The sequence below is a fragment of the Thalassospira sp. ER-Se-21-Dark genome (assembly GCF_017922435.1).
Taxonomy (GTDB): Bacteria; Pseudomonadota; Alphaproteobacteria; order Rhodospirillales; family Thalassospiraceae; genus Thalassospira.
Genome location: NZ_VDEZ01000001.1, coordinates 79,829 through 94,682, shown reverse-complemented (window position 1 = coordinate 94,682; position 14,854 = coordinate 79,829). Strand labels below are relative to the sequence as shown.

Sequence of the window (14,854 nt, the reverse complement as noted above, 5' to 3'; positions counted from 1 at the left end):
TCCGACCCACATGGCCGACCAGCCATAAGAAAAGGCCGCGCGAGCGCGGCCTTGGGGTGTTATTTGGTTTCGTCTTTTTTAAGCTGCTCTATTTCGGCGGACTCAGGGAGGACACCAAGACGGCGTGCGACTTCCTGATAGGCCTCTTCGACACCGCCGAGATCGCGGCGGAAGCGGTCCTTGTCCATCTTTTCGTTGGTGATCGCATCCCAAAGACGGCAGTTATCCGGGCTGAATTCATCGGCCAGGACCAACTGCGGGAAGTCGCCTTCCCAGACGCGGCCGAACTCAAGCTTGAAATCAACCAGCTTCAGACCAATACCGCGCATCAGACCACACAGGTAGTCATTGACGCGAAGGGTCATGCCGACAATTTCCTCAAGCTCTTCAGCACCTGCCCAACCCAGAGCGAGGATGTGTTCATCAGATACCAGCGGGTCGCCCAGCGCGTCGTCCTTGTAATAGAACTCGACGATCGGGCGCGGCAGGCGTTCGCCTTCTTCAAGGCCAAGACGTTTGGCCATTGAACCGGCAACGATGTTGCGGACCACGACTTCGATCGGAACAATTTCACATTTCTTGCAAAGCTGTTCGCGCATGTTCAGGCGGCGAATGAAGTGAGTCGGAATGCCGATTTCTGCCAGACGGGTCATGACGAATTCGGTGATCATGTTGTTCAGGACACCCTTGCCGGCAATGGTGCCGCGCTTCTGGGCGTTGAACGCCGTGGCGTCGTCCTTGAAATACTGAATGATCGTTCCGGGCTCTGTACCTTCGTAAAGAACCTTGGCTTTACCCTCGTAGATGGGCTGCTTTCTGGACATTGGCGGGATCTTTCACATTAAGGGCCATGGCCTGTTAGTTTTGTTGCAATGGTCAATCAGGTTTGTGCGGATATGCGGAGCAAAATTGCCGGAAGATCTATATCTTTCAAGATTTTGCGACAAAATAGCCCGTGCAAACCTGATTGATCCGCAGGACAACTGTTATGTTTGTGAACTCCCGCGTCAAAACCCTTGTCCGGGGCGCCGCCCCGAACTGCGGATTTTTCCTTGGATTTCACAAACATAACGGTTGCCATTACATTAAAACTAACAGGCCATGGCCCTGAGCCCGCCGTCCGACGCAGCAAGCACCCTGAAATTCGCGCCCTCCGTATAGCAGTGCTTGGCGAGAAACTCAATTGTCGCTTAAGCTCTATTTATGCAAACTTGATAATCGAAATTTGCAACCGTCAGCGTCTGTACCGCAAAGGGCCGGAATTGCGGCGGTAACATGTTGAACTGAAACGGCGTTGATCGCCATCTGGTGTTAGACGTCGACCGGATGGAACGGTGTTTTGTCTGGCTGGCCTTCGGCAAACAGCCAGACCGGGCGCCTCGGCAGTTCATGTTCGCTTGTGGGAATCGCCGGAAGCCCGATCAGCGACGAACAGATGGTCTCAAATCCGATATTACTGCGCACCAGCATGGCATCGGCACGGATGTCATGATGATCCGGGTCCGGGGCCTCTGTTCCGGTATCAGCCAGAAGCGCCTGCCAGGCAAACCAGTCATCGGCTTCGGGATGCGGGGCAGGGGCACTGATAAAGCGCGGCAGATTGCGTTTGGTCCGCGCACTGTTTTGCGTGTCATTAAGATCATGGGCGGTCAGAATCGAAAGACCTTCGGGGATTTCGGTAATTTCGATCTTGCCGGTACCTCGGTTTGCCAGCCAATAGGCATCGCGGTTATCGGCGATCACCATGTTAAACGGGCGATAGGCATCGCCATCCAGTTCGGCAAGGGCTTGTGCTGCGTCAATCGCGTCGGCATGGTCAAGTGCCTCAAGCGGCAGCTCCCCGCGTGATCGTTTGCCATCGGCAGGACCCAGCGTGCCATAGCGGTTGAGCACGGCGGCAACCACCCCGTCCTCATTGACACCGAGCCAGGTTCCCCCGGCGGTTTCATCAAGTCCGGCAATGACATCCGGGCGGTCTTCCCAGTGGCGCGCAGGCGCCTTCCAGGGACGGTTATTCATTTCATCGCGATTGGCGCCAATGATCACCGGCCAGTCATGGTCGGGGCGGCGTAAAATAATGACTGTACACATGAGCCAGATCAAAGCGTGCGGAACCGCACTTTGTCAAATTCAAAAGTATCAGGCAACGGGGTGAAATCGGTGTCGTTTATTGTCATATAAAATGCTATGACAGACAATGGCTTGACCGGTTTGGCTCCGATGACAATGTGACCAGCTTACAGAAGGAATCGATAATGAGCAGCTTTAATGATCGAGAACGCGGGTTTGAAGCAAAGTACAGCTTTGATCTTGAACAGGATTTTCGCGTCGAAACCCATCTTTATAAAATGCTGATCCAGTGGGCCGGCGAACAGATGGGCATGTCCCCCGAAGAATGTCAGGATTACACGCGCAAGATCATTGGCGAGGTTGTTGCCAACCCGCGTGAAAACGGTGTTGTTGCCCTGTTGCTGGCCGATTTTGGACGCAAAAATATCGACGTCACAGCCTCTGCATTGAATGTAAAGCTCGAAGAACTACGTCCGGTTGCGCGCGCAGAAGTACTGTCGTGATTGTGCGCTAGTGCATCTGCTTGGAAAACTTCTCGTTTGCTAATATGTGCAGCCTTACGTATCCTGAGCTCCCCAGACCGAAAAATTGAGTAGGTGCAACCTTTTGGTGTGGTATCCTTCGCAGGTAGGTGAAGGAGCCGATTAGGTAGATGAAAGGCGACAGCATTGCGTATCCTTTTGGCGGACGATCACGATCTTGTTCGTGAGGCAATCTCGCTACTGTTCCAACAGTATTTCGATGACTGTGAAGTGGCCGAAGCAGGGGCATTGGACCCCGCACTCGAGCTGATAGCAGCCAATAATACATTCGATCTGGTGCTGCTTGATCTGCGCATGCCGGGGATGAATGGACTTGAAGGTTTGAAGCGCACCTTGGAGAAGGTGGCAGATTCGACCTTTGTGGTTCTGCTTTCTGGCGCATATCGAAGTGAAGATGTCCGCAAGGCACTTGAGGCCGGTGCGCATGGCTTTATTCCCAAGACCCTGCGTGGGCAGGCCCTGGCAAATGCTGTGCAACTGGTTCTGGCTGGTGACAAGTACCTGCCGTCGTCGATTCTGAACGACATGAATGACAACATGTCAGGCGGGGGTGATGGCGAAGGTCGCCTTGCCGGCGGCTTTGGCAGTGAGGGTGATTTTGGCCGTCTGACACCGCGTGAACGTGAAGTTCTCGCACTGCTGTCAGAAGGACGTCCGAACAAGGACATTGCCCGTCACCTTGATCTGCGCGAAATCACGGTGAAGTACCATCTCAAAAACATCTATCGCAAACTGAACGTCTCGAACCGTGCGCAGGCTGTAAAAATGGCCCTAGAAGATATGGCGCGGTCCGGAACTTTGTAGTAAGTTCGACAAAGGCAGCTCAGTTTGGCGCTCAAATCCCGGCTCGTGATTTCACGGGCCGTTTTTTGTTGGCTGGACCGGCTTTTCTCCCTCGTCATTGAAAACGAAACGAGGAAAAACATATGACCGTCACCATCGCACTTGTCGGCGATTATAACCCGAACGTTACCGCCCATCAGGCCATCCCGAGGGCCCTCAACTTGGCAGCCGAAAATCTTGGACTCACCGTCGCATTTGACTGGGTCGCGACATCCGACATTGATTGCCCTGATGCCCAAGCCCTTTATGGCTATAACGGGATATGGTGTGTGCCTGCGAGCCCGTATCAAAGCTTTGACGGTGCGCTTGCCGCCATTCGGCGTGCCCGTGAAAACCAGATTGCTTTTCTGGGGACTTGTGGCGGGTATCAGCACGCAATCCTCGAATATGCCCGTAATGTTCTTGGTCTTGCCGATGCGGCAAATGCGGAAATCGACCCGAATGCTTCATTGCCCCTGATCGCGCCGCTTAGCTGTGCGTTGATTGATCAGGATGGTGGGATCGACCTTGCGGAAAACAGCCTCATTCGTGATGTCTGCGCTACAGCGCATTTGACGGAAACCTATCGCTGCTCATTCGGGTTTAACCCGGAATATGCCCATCTGCTTGATGGTCGGGATCTTCGGATTGTGGCCTGGGATCAGGATCGGGATCCGCGTGCGGTTGAGCTTCGCGGGCATCCTTTCTTCATCGGAACCGCGTTTCAGCCCGAACGTGCCGCACTGCGTGGGGAAGACCATCCATTGATCAACGCTTTCGTCCGTGCCGCGGCGGGCTAACAAGCTTTTTGAAGGTCCCCTGCACACGTGATGTGTGCAGGGGACTGATTGATTAGCTTTGCTGTGATGGCAGATTTGCCAGACAGCGTTGCATCGGTGGGGTGCGTCCGGATTGCATCACCACAACCCCGGTCAGGATTGCCACCAGTGCAATCAGATCAAGCAATTGAACGCTTTCCCCTAAAATCAGCGAACCGGTCAGAACGGCGATAATCGGCGGGATATAGGTCACGCTTGCGGCTTTGACCGCACCAAGATTTTCAACAACGAAGTAATAGCACAAATACGCAAAGCCGGTGCCAAACAGGCCAAGCCCAAAGAACAGACCAAGGGCGATCCAGCTGTTGTCAAAGATCGCGCTGGCGCCGTTAAAGTCGGTGGTAACCAGCAATGTCAGCGCGGCAATACCCAATTGATAGGTGCAAAGTGCAAGGGGCGAAATACCAAGCGGGCTTAAGAACCGGCGGGCATAGACAAAGGACAGGCCAACGCACAGGGACCCAAGTCCGATATAGCCAACCCCGGCCAGATCATTTGCCGAAACGCTTGCGTCCCAAGGGCGCGCAATCATCGCAACCCCGATAAAGCCAACCCCCAATCCAACGAGGGAGCGACGATTGACAGGCTCATCGCGCAAAAATGCTGCGGCGGTGATAAAGGAAATCATCGGAATGGCGCCACTCAGCATCCCGGCAAGGCTTGATGGCAAAAGCTGAATGCCCTTGGCAAAGCTGAAATAGTAAAGACTGCCCGCCAGAACCGACATCACGACAAAATGGTGCGCAAAGCGCAAGTGCCGCCATTTAAGTTTTCGCCCGATCAGGGCTGCGGCAAAAACCGGCAGGAACCCCATAAACACGCGAACGGCGGCAATCTGTGTCGGGGTGATCAGCGTGCTGGCGCTTTTGTTAAACAGAAACGTCATGCCCCAGGCAAGGGCTAAAAACCCGAACACGATATAGGCTTTGTTTTTCATGGTGGCGGACCAGCTTGGAAAAATCATGGCCCATTGTCATAATTCCCGGTAGTTTTCACAAATCATACTATCTGGATCATGAAATAGAAAAACTGCGTTATGGGATCATATCCGCCACTTAAATCACTGCCAGCGTTCGAGGCATCCATGCGCCTGAAAAGCTTTGCGCTGGCGGCGGATGAATTGAATGTCACGCCCGGTGCGGTGGGGCAGCAAATCCGCAAGCTTGAAGACTGGCTTGGGGTGGAGTTGTTTACGCGCACAGTTCGTCAGATCACGCCAACGGCGGATGGTCTGGCTTATGCTGCGCGCATTGCCCCGGCCTTGCAGCAGATCCGCGATGCCAGCCATCAATTGCGCGATCAGTCAAATCATGCGGTGCGGTTCGTGATGCCGCCAAGCTTTGCGGCAAAATGGTTTTCCAAACGGATGTCGCGGTTTCTGATCGCCCATCCCGAAACGTCGCTTCATGTCGGATCATCATCGGTCCTTTTGGATTTTGATCATGATCCTGTCGATCTGGCGGTGCGCTATTTCGATGGCGTCGATGAAAGCCTTGAAACCATATTGCTGTATCAGGGGCAGGCGGCGGCCTTTTGCGCGCCGTCCTATCGCGACGGCTTGGGACTGGATCGCCCCGATGACCTTGCGCAGGCGACGCTGCTAAATGATATCCTGCATCCCTGGTGGGAAGAATGGCTGGGCCGGTTTTCAACCCTGACGGCGCCCGACATTCGCGCCATAAAACGCGTGGAAATTGATCAGACATCCATGGCGATTGAGGCGGCCATTCATGGGCAGGGCGTCGTTCTGGCCAACCCGCTTCTGGCCGAGGAAGACATTTCCGAAGGCAAGCTGATCCACCTGTTTCCGGATCAGGTCGTCAAAGTGCCGTCAGGCTATTATCTGGTGTGGCCCAAGAACCGTGATCTGCGTGCACCGGTCAGGGAATTCCGCGACTGGCTGTTGGCAGAAGCCAGCGACCTTGCCATCAAATAACAAACCCCGGCCGAAAGGTTTCGACCGGGGTTGTAAATGCGGTACGGCGCGGATTACAGGTCGCGGTTCATGGTGTAGGTGCCCATGTAACTTGCCTTGTCCAGAACATGGCCCTCGATCGCGGCAAGGGCATCCGGGCCGGTAAAGGGTTCTGGCAGGTCTATCTTGTCGGTATCAAGCGCATAGACCGTGAAATGATAGTGATGAATGATCGAATCATTCCATGGCGGGCAGGGGCCGTCATAGTCACCGTAATCACCGCCCATATCGGTATCGCCGGCAAACCAGTCGGTATAGTTGTTCAGGCCCGCCGTGCCATATGGCTTGGCGCCGGGCATCTTGCCTTTTGGCGTGACACCATTGGACGCGACACCTTCTTCAAGCTTTGTGATGCTGGCCGGGATATTACCCAGAACCCAGTGGTAAAAATCAACACGAGGTAGGTTTGCGGGGACTTGCTTGCCTTCGATATTGACGTCCTCGCCCGATGACGGGACGTCCGGGTCATGGCAGATCAGGGCGAAGGATTTGGTGCCTTCGGGAATGTCGCTCCAGGAAATGGCGGGACTGATATTGTCCGATGTTTCAAACCGGCCCTCTGCCGGGATTTTGCCGAACGCGAACTTGGCCGGGATCGGCGCGCCGTCTTCCCATCCTGTGATGCTCAGTTTCATTGCTATGCCTTTCCTGTAATTGACATTTTTTGATGTGTTGGCTGTGTTCGATATAGCTCAGCATCAATGATGCGCAATGTCAAAAGCCGGTATTGCAGCACCAGCCAACAAAAAAGCCCCGGCCAGACGACCGGGGCTTTAAAGCAGGCTTTGGTGTTTTGCTTAGTCCGCAAAGACACGGGCAAAGATCGTGTCGACATGCTTGGTGTGGTAGCCAAGGTCAAACAGCGCTTCGAGCTTGTCCATCGGAATGCGGTTGGTGACGTCTTCGTCGGTTTTCAGAAGCGACAGAAGATCGCCTTCGCGGTTCCAGACCTTCATCGCGTTACGCTGAACGATGCGATACGAATCTTCGCGCGAAACACCATACTGGGTCAGGGTCAGCAGAACACGCTGCGAGAAGACCAGACCACCCATCTGGTTCAGGATCTCGTCCATGCGTTCCGGATAGACAACCAGGTTTTCAACAACGTTGGTCAAACGCATCAGCGCGAAATCAAGCGTGACGGTCGCATCCGGGCCAATGTTACGTTCGACCGAGCTGTGCGAAATGTCGCGCTCGTGCCAAAGGGCAACGTTTTCCATTGCCGGGATCGCCATCGAGCGCACCAGACGGGCAAGGCCGGTCAGGTTTTCGGTCAGAACCGGGTTACGCTTGTGCGGCATCGCCGAGGAGCCTTTCTGCCCCTTGGAGAAGAATTCTTCCACTTCGCGCACTTCGGTGCGCTGCAAGTGGCGGATTTCGGTTGCCAGATGTTCGATCGACGATGCGATGACACCAAGGGCTGCGAAATAGGCCGCGTGACGGTCGCGCGGGATAACCTGGGTCGAAACCGGTTCCGGTTTCAGGCCAAGCTTGGCGGCAACATGTTCTTCAACACTCGGGTCGATATTGGCAAAGGTACCAACCGCACCGGAAATTGCGCAGGTCGCGATTTCATCACGTGCGGCAACAAGGCGATCACGGTTACGTTTGAATTCCGCATAGAAGGTCGCAAGCTTCAGACCAAAGGTCACCGGCTCTGCGTGGATGCCGTGCGAACGGCCCATGCAAGGGACGTCTTTGGTTTCATAGGCGCGCTTTTTAAGCGCTGCCAGAAGCTTGTCCATATCTTCAAGCAGGATGTCGGTTGCCTGGGCAAGCTGCACGTTAAAGCAGGTATCAAGAACGTCGGAGCTGGTCATGCCCTGATGAACGAAACGGGCTTCTTCGCCAACCTGTTCTGCTAGTTCGGTCAGAAACGCGATCACATCGTGTTTGACTTCGGCTTCGACGGCATCAATGCGGTCGATGCGGTCCTGGGTATAGGGCTTGTCGCCTTTTTCCCAGACAAGCTTGGCGGACTCGGCCGGGATAACACCCAGTTCAGCCAGTTTGTCAGCAGCGTGGGCTTCGATTTCGAACCAGATACGGAACTTGTTCGCCGGTTCCCAGATGGATGTCATCTGCGGACGGGAATAACGGGGGATCATGCGGTCGCCTCCGGGCAAGATGGTTGGGTGCCGGAAATAGATCTCGATGATCGGAATGCGTAGTTGATTGCACGATCACGGCGCCGGCACGCTTTCACGGGGTCGGATAGTCCATTCCGGGCAAATTGGCAACCCTGCAGACGATAAAGACAGAGACGTTGTTGTATTTTACAGTTTGAAACTGCCGGTCTGATAGAGTTTTAGCTCATAAAATGGAGGGATTGATGGGGGACAGGGAGGCAATAATTCAAAATAGTATTGAACATCTCAGGAAAAAGCAGGCCACGCAGGGTTGGCAGGCTGTTCTGGTGTTACTAGTCCTATTGGGGATTGGGATAGCATATATTGATGGTTTCCTTATCGGCCTGATCTTCTTTGGTTGTCTAGCCTTCTTGTTCTGCGTTGTGATGCGTCATTATGAACACGAGAGAAAAGCAATGGATGCGCAAATTAAGTCGTATGAGGATGAACTAGATGAGTTGATAGAAACTAGGCGATTTGCCGATTTAAAAGAGAAATGGCAATCGGAGGAATGACCATAACGCTATATCAATTTTACTATCTTAAGCACTTCACGCTCCAATGGGGTCGCATAGTCCAATCCTATTACATTGGTCACACTGCACACAGGTATGGTGGAGCTTGGACGTGATTTCACGGTTCGATAGCTTGTGCGCCGTTAGAAAAATAGCAACTTATTGAGAATATATCCTGTAAGCAGGCAGGATGTATCTTCGACGGCGCGGTTAATCCGAATGCGAAGTGGGCAGAATTTTTATGGCGCGTGAACGCGACGGGGCCAACAATCATCAGAAAGATGTGACACAGGTCCGCAATACAGACGCAAACTATCTGGCGGAACTGGTCGAACTGGGTATCGCCCTGTCGGCACAGCAGGGGCGCGAAGAGCTTAACCAGAAAATCCTGATGGCCGCGCGCAACTTCACCAACGCCGATGGTGGATCGCTTTATGTCGTCAATCAGGACGAAAGCGAACTTCATTTCCGTATCATGGTCAATGATACGCTTGAGACGTTCTTTGTCTCGGGCCGGGAAACCGAAAAACCATTCCCACCCTTGCCACTTTATGACGACGAAGGCCGCCCGAACTACGCCAATATCGCGACCTATGTCGCGCTGACCGGCAAGGCGATCAATATTGATGATGCCTATAGTGCAGAGGGATTTGATTTTACCGGCACCCGGGCATTTGATGCCAAAACAGGGTATCGGTCGAAATCCTTTCTGACCGTGCCGCTTAAAAATACCAGCGGCGTTGTGATCGGCGTTTTGCAGCTGATCAACGCGCGGGACGATGCAGGCAATGTGATTTCCTTTGATCCGGCGATAGAGCCGATCATCAATGCGCTCGCCAGTCAGGCTGCAGTCGCGATTGAAAACAGCCGGTTGCTGGTGGCACAGCGCGACCTGATGGAAAGTTTCGTCCGTGTGCTGGGGCAGGCGATTGATGCCAAATCACCGCACACCGCCGGTCACTGTTCGCGGGTTCCGATCATAGCCCGCATGCTGGCCCAGGCAGCCGTGGATGACCGGGATGGCACATTCTCCAATTTCTATCTGACAGATATGGAATGGTACGAGCTTGACCTGTCGGCCTGGCTTCATGATTGCGGCAAGATCGTTACCCCTGATCATGTCATGGAAAAAGCCACCAAGCTTGAAACCATCCATAACCGTATTCACGAAGTCCGCACGCGTTTTGAAGTGCTGCGTCGTGATGCCGAGATCGAGATGCTTAAACGCAAGCTTGACGGCGAGGACGCACTTCAGTGCGAAGCCGATTTTGCCCGCCGGGTGACCGAACTTGAGACCCAGTTTGCCATGGTGGCGGACGCCAATATTGGCGATACCGAACTTGATACCGACACCATCTTTGCCCTGCATGACATCGCAGAGCAGGAATGGACGCGGTATTTTGATCGCACCATCGGCTTGTCCTGGTCGGAACAACAGCGCCTTGATGATGCGAAACTCGCCGAACTGCGCGCAACCGGCACTGAAAAGCTTCTTATGGATCGTGAAACCGACATCTATAACGGTTTTAACCGGGGTGAGCTCTATAACCTCTCGATCCCGCACGGCACCCTGACATCCGAAGAACGTCAGGTGATCAACGACCATGTTGTCATTACCCAGGATATGCTGGCCCAGCTGCCATACCCCAAGGAACTGCAACGCATTCCCGATATTGCCGGAAATCATCACGAAAAAATGGATGGGTCAGGCTACCCGCGTGGTCTGACGGGCGATGATATGGGGATCCTCGAAAAGGTCATGGTGATCGCCGATGTCTTTGAGGCGCTGACAGCGGTGGATCGTCCCTATAAACGGCCGAAAACATTGTCTGAATGTATCTCGATCCTGGCCGACATGCGCGATAAGGGGCAGATCGATAGCGACCTGTTCGAGCTTTTCCTGACAAGCGGCACCTATCAGGAATACGGACACAAGTATTTGCGTGAAGATCAGCGTGACGAAGTCGATATCGCACAGTTCATCATCTCCAATCCTGACTAGACAGCTTTGCGCGCACGGATCAAAAAAAGACCGCCACAAGGGCGGTCTTAAAAGTTCGGGTGCAGTTTCTTCGGAGGCTCTTGTTGAACTAGATGCTGTCATGGAAGTGACAGGCGACTTCCTGACTGTCTGAAACGCGTTCCAGTACCGGTGGCTCCTGCGCACATTTATCCTTGGCAAACGGGCAGCGGGTTCGGAACACGCATCCTGATGGCGGTGACAGCGGGCTTGGCAGGTCACCCGTCAGAACAATGCGTTCCTTGTTGCGTTCGATTTCGGGATCGGGGATTGGAACGGCGGAAATCAGGGCCTTGGTATAGGGGTGCCGTGGTGCGGCATAGATGCTGTCACGGTCCGCAAGTTCGGCTACATTACCCAGATACAGCACCATGATGCGGTGACAGATGTGGCGGACAATCGACAGGTCATGGCTGATGAAAATCAGTGACAAGTCAAATTCCCGCTGCAATTCCTGCAACAGATTGACGATCTGGGCCTGAATGGAAACATCAAGCGCTGAGACCGGCTCGTCACAGACAATCAGTTTGGGCTCCAGGATCATTGCGCGCGCAATGCCGATGCGCTGGCACTGACCACCGGAAAACTCATGCGGATACCGGTTGATCATTTGCGGCAACAGGCCAACGCGCGCCATCATGCGTTTGACCCGTGCCTTGATTTCTTCCTTGCCGAGTTCCGGCTTATGGGTGACCAGCGGTTCGGCAATGATTTCGCCAATCGTCATGCGCGGGTTCAGGCTGGCCAACGGATCCTGAAAAATGATCTGCAGGTCCCGGCGCAATGGCTGCATGTCACGATGTGGTGCTCCGACAATGTTCTTGCCAAGCCAGGCAACCTGACCATCGGTTGGCGGGATCAATTGCAGGATCGCACGGCCAAGCGTGGATTTGCCACAGCCGGACTCCCCGACAACACCAAGTGTTTCGCCGGGATAAAGATCGAAATTGACGCCATCCACTGCCTTGAGCTGTCGGTCAGGGGCAAACAGGCCCTTGGACGGGATCGGGAAATGAACCTTGAGATCGCGGACCGACAGTATCGGTGAAGCGTCTTTTTTAGCGGATTTGTTCATCACGCTCATTTGTCATCCTCCCGGAAACAGGCGCTGGCCCGGCCATTGCCAAATTCCCTCAAAAGCGGGCGTTCCGCACAGCATCGATCAAACACATATTCGCAACGTTCCTGATAGGCGCAGCCTTTTGGAAGGTTCTGCAAGTTGGGCGGCTGGCCGGGAATGGCAAACAGACTTTCTTCATCGGCGCGATCAATCCTTGGCATCGATTTCAAAAGGCCTTCGGTATAGGGATGATGACTGTCGTAATAGATGTCGCGGACCGATCCGGTTTCGACAACACGCCCGCCATACATCACCATCACCCGGTCACAAAGACCCGCCACCACGCCCAGATCATGGGTGATCATGACGGTGGCTGTGTTGAAGTCGGTTTGCAGATCGCGCAACAGATCAAGGATCTGTGCCTGTACCGTTACATCAAGGGCGGTGGTCGGTTCATCGGCAATCAGAACTTCCGGATCACATAACAGCGCCATGGCGATCATGACGCGCTGGCGCATGCCACCGGAAAACTCATGCGGATACATGTGAACGCGCTGGGCCGCACCGGGAATTCCGACACGATCAAGCATGGTGATTGCGCGCGCCAAAGCGTCGCCTTCGGACATGCCGCGATGTTCGACCAGAACTTCCGTCATCTGCCGGGAGATTTTCAGAAACGGGTTCAGTGATGTCATCGGATCCTGAAAGATCATCGACATCGACACCCCGCGAATTTTGTTCAATTCGCGGGGCTGCAAATTGAGGATTTCCTTGTCCTTGTATCGGACCGACCCGGTGGATGCACCGTTTTTGGCAAGTAATCCCATCAGTGACAGGAAAATTTGTGTCTTGCCGGATCCGGATTCCCCGACAACACCAAGCGTTTCGCCCGGATCGATGTGGAAATTGACGTTATTGACGGCCTCGACCTCGCCATCAGGGGTCTGAAAGCGCGTGGTCAGGTTTTCGACAGTCAGAATATGATTTGTGGTCATGGTTTTTCCTTGTCCTCCCTTACCTGTCTTTCGGATCAAGCGCATCGCGCAGACCGTCACCGATGAAGTTAAAACAGAACAGGGTGAGCGCCAGGAACACAGCCGGATAGATCAGCATCCATGTCGATGCCTCGATCACCTTGGCCCCTTCGGAAATCAGAACGCCCCAACTTGTCAGCGGCTCCTGTACGCCCAGTCCAAGGAAGGACAGGAAGCTTTCGGTCAGAATCACCTGCGGGATGGTCAGCGTCATATAGACAATGACCGGGCCCAGCACGTTGGGAATGATGTGGCGGAAAATGATCTTGAAGTTCGAAACACCGGTTGCGTGGGCGGCTTCGATAAATTCGCGCCGACGTAACGACAATGTCTGACCGCGGACAATACGTGCCATGGTCAACCATTCAACCGCGCCAAGGGCGACAAAGATTAGGAAGATGTTTCGGCCAAATACCACCATCAACATGATGACAAAGAACATGAAGGGCAGGGAATAAAGTACATCGACAAATCGCATCATGATGCTGTCGATCTTGCCGCCGAAATATCCGGCAACCGCGCCGTACGTAACGCCGATGATCAGCGAAACCGTGGTTGCCAGAAGCCCGACCGCAAGTGATACACGCGCGCCATAAAGCACCCGGATAAACAGATCGCGTCCATTGCCATCGGTGCCAAAGATATGGCCGTTTTCCCAGTTCGGACCTTCCTGGATATAGCCCCAGTCGATCTGGTCATAGGCATAGGGGCTGAGAAGCGGGGCAAAGATCGCAAGTAACGTAATAATGCCCAGAATGATCATGGAGGCGACAGCCGCCTTGTTGCGGAACAACCGGATACGGGCATCGCGCCAAAGGCTGCGACCTTCGATTTCTTCGGCCGCGCCGGCTGATTGCAGCAGAGCTGTTTTTTCAGATTTATTCATCATCAGCGTGACTTCAGTTTGGGATCAAGAAGGCCGTAAATCATATCGACCAGGAAGTTCAGCAGGATGATCATCACCGCATAGACAATCACCACCCCCATCACGAGCGGATAGTCGCGGTTCAGCGCCGCCTTGATGAAATAGGTCCCGATACCGGGCACGCCAAAGATGCTTTCGATCACGACCGAGCCGGTCATGACGGCCGCCGTTGCCGGACCAAGATAGGAAACAACCGGTAACAGCGCGCCCTTGATGGCGTGGCGATTGACGACAAGCGTCTCGCGAAGGCCCTTGGCGCGGGCGGTTCGGATGTAATTCGAATGCAGAACTTCGACCATCGATCCGCGGGTCAGACGTGCGATATAGGCAATCTGGGGCAGGGCGAGTGCGATGATCGGAAGGATTTTATATTCAAGTTCCCCATCCCCCCAGCCAGCGGTCGGCAGGATCGACAGATAAAGCCCGAATACCAGCGACAATAACGGCGCCATGACAAAGTTCGGAATGGCGATGCCAATCATCGCAACACCCATGACAACGAAATCAACGGCGCTGTTTTGTCGAATGGCGGCATAGGTGCCAAACGCGACGCCAAACACAAGCGCAATGGCAATAGCACTCAGGCCCAACTGCATCGAGGCAGGGGCACCTGCCATGATCAGTTCGGCAACCGAAAAGTCGCGAATTTTAATTGATGGTCCGAAATCGCCCTGGAAAAGCTTGCCGATATAGATCGCGTATTGTTCGACCAGCGGCTTATCAAGGTCATAGGCAGCCTTGATGTTCTTTTCGATTTCCGGCGGCAATGCGCGTTCCTGGTCGAACGGGCCGCCCGGTGCGATACGCATCATGAAGAAGGCGACTGTGATCACGATGAACAATGTCGGGATCGCAATCAGCAGGCGCCGAATGGCGTAAGATAACATTTTCTCTCATCCCCGTCGGGGTGGTCACAGGCTGCG

At 54.1% G+C, this 14,854-nt stretch carries 15 protein-coding genes; 6 read left to right on the top strand and 9 right to left on the bottom strand.

Going from position 1 to position 14,854, the window contains the following annotated elements; translation table 11 throughout:
- Positions 1-59: 59 nt before the first annotated feature.
- Together purC and FHI25_RS00435 are read right to left on the bottom strand one after the other, a co-directional pair.
- Positions 60-824, bottom strand: a complete 765-nt coding sequence (purC, locus tag FHI25_RS00440) for a phosphoribosylaminoimidazolesuccinocarboxamide synthase (protein ID WP_008891730.1) — start codon at positions 822-824, stop codon at positions 60-62.
- A gap of 487 nt (positions 825-1,311) precedes the next feature.
- Positions 1,312-2,091: an NRDE family protein gene (locus FHI25_RS00435; RefSeq protein WP_063088929.1), complete on the bottom strand. Its 780-nt coding sequence runs from the start codon at positions 2,089-2,091 to the stop codon at positions 1,312-1,314.
- A 164-nt stretch (positions 2,092-2,255) separates the two neighbouring features.
- On the opposite strand from FHI25_RS00435, the gene FHI25_RS00430 reads away from it, so the two are divergent.
- The 3 genes from FHI25_RS00430 to FHI25_RS00420 all read left to right on the top strand — a co-directional run bounded on the left by FHI25_RS00430 (position 2,256) and on the right by FHI25_RS00420 (position 4,234).
- Positions 2,256-2,573 carry a DUF1476 domain-containing protein gene (locus FHI25_RS00430; protein ID WP_008891728.1) on the top strand — a complete coding sequence of 106 codons (318 nt, stop codon included), beginning with the start codon at positions 2,256-2,258 and terminating at the stop codon, positions 2,571-2,573.
- Between the two features lie 165 nt (positions 2,574-2,738).
- Complete coding sequence (locus tag FHI25_RS00425) at positions 2,739-3,416, top strand: response regulator transcription factor (protein WP_008891727.1); 678 nt, start codon at positions 2,739-2,741, stop codon at positions 3,414-3,416.
- A gap of 122 nt (positions 3,417-3,538) precedes the next feature.
- Positions 3,539-4,234, top strand: a complete 696-nt coding sequence (locus FHI25_RS00420; protein ID WP_210514041.1) for a hypothetical protein — start codon at positions 3,539-3,541, stop codon at positions 4,232-4,234.
- A 52-nt stretch (positions 4,235-4,286) separates the two neighbouring features.
- Here FHI25_RS00420 and FHI25_RS00415 read toward each other — a convergent pair whose 3' ends face one another.
- Complete coding sequence (locus FHI25_RS00415) at positions 4,287-5,210, bottom strand: DMT family transporter (RefSeq protein WP_246878842.1); 924 nt, start codon at positions 5,208-5,210, stop codon at positions 4,287-4,289.
- A gap of 99 nt (positions 5,211-5,309) precedes the next feature.
- On the opposite strand from FHI25_RS00415, the gene FHI25_RS00410 reads away from it, so the two are divergent.
- Positions 5,310-6,209, top strand: a complete 900-nt coding sequence (locus tag FHI25_RS00410; RefSeq protein WP_210514037.1) for a LysR substrate-binding domain-containing protein — start codon at positions 5,310-5,312, stop codon at positions 6,207-6,209.
- Between the two features lie 53 nt (positions 6,210-6,262).
- On the opposite strand, the gene FHI25_RS00405 is transcribed toward FHI25_RS00410, so the two are convergent.
- Together FHI25_RS00405 and purB are read right to left on the bottom strand one after the other, a co-directional pair.
- Entirely contained in the window at positions 6,263-6,883 is a 621-nt protein-coding gene (locus FHI25_RS00405; protein WP_210514035.1) for a YbhB/YbcL family Raf kinase inhibitor-like protein, read from the bottom strand.
- Positions 6,884-7,045: 162 nt separating this feature from the next.
- Positions 7,046-8,356, bottom strand: coding sequence for an adenylosuccinate lyase (gene purB, locus FHI25_RS00400; protein ID WP_008891722.1), 1,311 nt, complete (start codon positions 8,354-8,356; stop codon positions 7,046-7,048).
- 224 nt (positions 8,357-8,580) lie between these two features.
- On the opposite strand from purB, the gene FHI25_RS00395 reads away from it, so the two are divergent.
- Together FHI25_RS00395 and FHI25_RS00390 are read left to right on the top strand one after the other, a co-directional pair.
- Entirely contained in the window at positions 8,581-8,892 is a 312-nt protein-coding gene (locus tag FHI25_RS00395; RefSeq protein WP_210514033.1) for a hypothetical protein, read from the top strand.
- 241 nt (positions 8,893-9,133) lie between these two features.
- The gene (locus tag FHI25_RS00390) at positions 9,134-10,894 is read left to right on the top strand and encodes an HD family phosphohydrolase (protein ID WP_210514031.1); all 1,761 of its coding nucleotides are present in this window, start codon (positions 9,134-9,136) and stop codon (positions 10,892-10,894) included.
- A gap of 88 nt (positions 10,895-10,982) precedes the next feature.
- Here FHI25_RS00390 and FHI25_RS00385 read toward each other — a convergent pair whose 3' ends face one another.
- Genes FHI25_RS00385 through oppB form a run of 4 tightly spaced genes read right to left on the bottom strand, consistent with a single transcriptional unit; the run spans position 10,983 to position 14,818 of the window.
- Entirely contained in the window at positions 10,983-11,996 is a 1,014-nt protein-coding gene (locus tag FHI25_RS00385) for a dipeptide ABC transporter ATP-binding protein (protein WP_280806643.1), read from the bottom strand.
- Positions 11,993-12,967: an oligopeptide/dipeptide ABC transporter ATP-binding protein gene (locus FHI25_RS00380; protein WP_210514029.1), complete on the bottom strand. Its 975-nt coding sequence runs from the start codon at positions 12,965-12,967 to the stop codon at positions 11,993-11,995. The genes FHI25_RS00385 and FHI25_RS00380 overlap by 4 nt, the downstream gene beginning before the upstream one ends.
- A gap of 19 nt (positions 12,968-12,986) precedes the next feature.
- Entirely contained in the window at positions 12,987-13,895 is a 909-nt protein-coding gene (gene oppC / locus FHI25_RS00375) for an oligopeptide ABC transporter permease OppC (RefSeq protein ID WP_210514026.1), read from the bottom strand.
- On the bottom strand, positions 13,895-14,818 hold the full coding sequence (gene oppB / locus FHI25_RS00370) for an oligopeptide ABC transporter permease OppB (RefSeq protein ID WP_063088937.1): 924 nt from the start codon (positions 14,816-14,818) through the stop codon (positions 13,895-13,897). The genes oppC and oppB overlap by 1 nt, the downstream gene beginning before the upstream one ends.
- Positions 14,819-14,854: the final 36 nt, after the last annotated feature.

Bases quoted from the DNA above. Each gene is read 5' to 3' on its own strand.
- FHI25_RS00385 (WP_280806643.1), bottom strand. From the start codon at position 11,996: ATGAGCGTGATGAACAAATCCGCTAAAAAAGACGCTTCACCGATACTG.
- oppC (WP_210514026.1), bottom strand. From the start codon at position 13,895: ATGATGAATAAATCTGAAAAAACAGCTCTGCTGCAATCAGCCGGCGCG.
- purB (WP_008891722.1), bottom strand. From the start codon at position 8,356: ATGATCCCCCGTTATTCCCGTCCGCAGATGACATCCATCTGGGAACCG.
- FHI25_RS00380 (WP_210514029.1), bottom strand. From the start codon at position 12,967: ATGACCACAAATCATATTCTGACTGTCGAAAACCTGACCACGCGCTTT.
- FHI25_RS00420 (WP_210514041.1), top strand. From the start codon at position 3,539: ATGACCGTCACCATCGCACTTGTCGGCGATTATAACCCGAACGTTACC.
- FHI25_RS00415 (WP_246878842.1), bottom strand. From the start codon at position 5,210: ATGAAAAACAAAGCCTATATCGTGTTCGGGTTTTTAGCCCTTGCCTGG.
- FHI25_RS00405 (WP_210514035.1), bottom strand. From the start codon at position 6,883: ATGAAACTGAGCATCACAGGATGGGAAGACGGCGCGCCGATCCCGGCC.
- FHI25_RS00395 (WP_210514033.1), top strand. From the start codon at position 8,581: ATGGGGGACAGGGAGGCAATAATTCAAAATAGTATTGAACATCTCAGG.
- FHI25_RS00435 (WP_063088929.1), bottom strand. From the start codon at position 2,091: ATGTGTACAGTCATTATTTTACGCCGCCCCGACCATGACTGGCCGGTG.
- FHI25_RS00430 (WP_008891728.1), top strand. From the start codon at position 2,256: ATGAGCAGCTTTAATGATCGAGAACGCGGGTTTGAAGCAAAGTACAGC.
- FHI25_RS00410 (WP_210514037.1), top strand. From the start codon at position 5,310: ATGGGATCATATCCGCCACTTAAATCACTGCCAGCGTTCGAGGCATCC.
- purC (WP_008891730.1), bottom strand. From the start codon at position 824: ATGTCCAGAAAGCAGCCCATCTACGAGGGTAAAGCCAAGGTTCTTTAC.
- oppB (WP_063088937.1), bottom strand. From the start codon at position 14,818: ATGTTATCTTACGCCATTCGGCGCCTGCTGATTGCGATCCCGACATTG.
- FHI25_RS00390 (WP_210514031.1), top strand. From the start codon at position 9,134: ATGGCGCGTGAACGCGACGGGGCCAACAATCATCAGAAAGATGTGACA.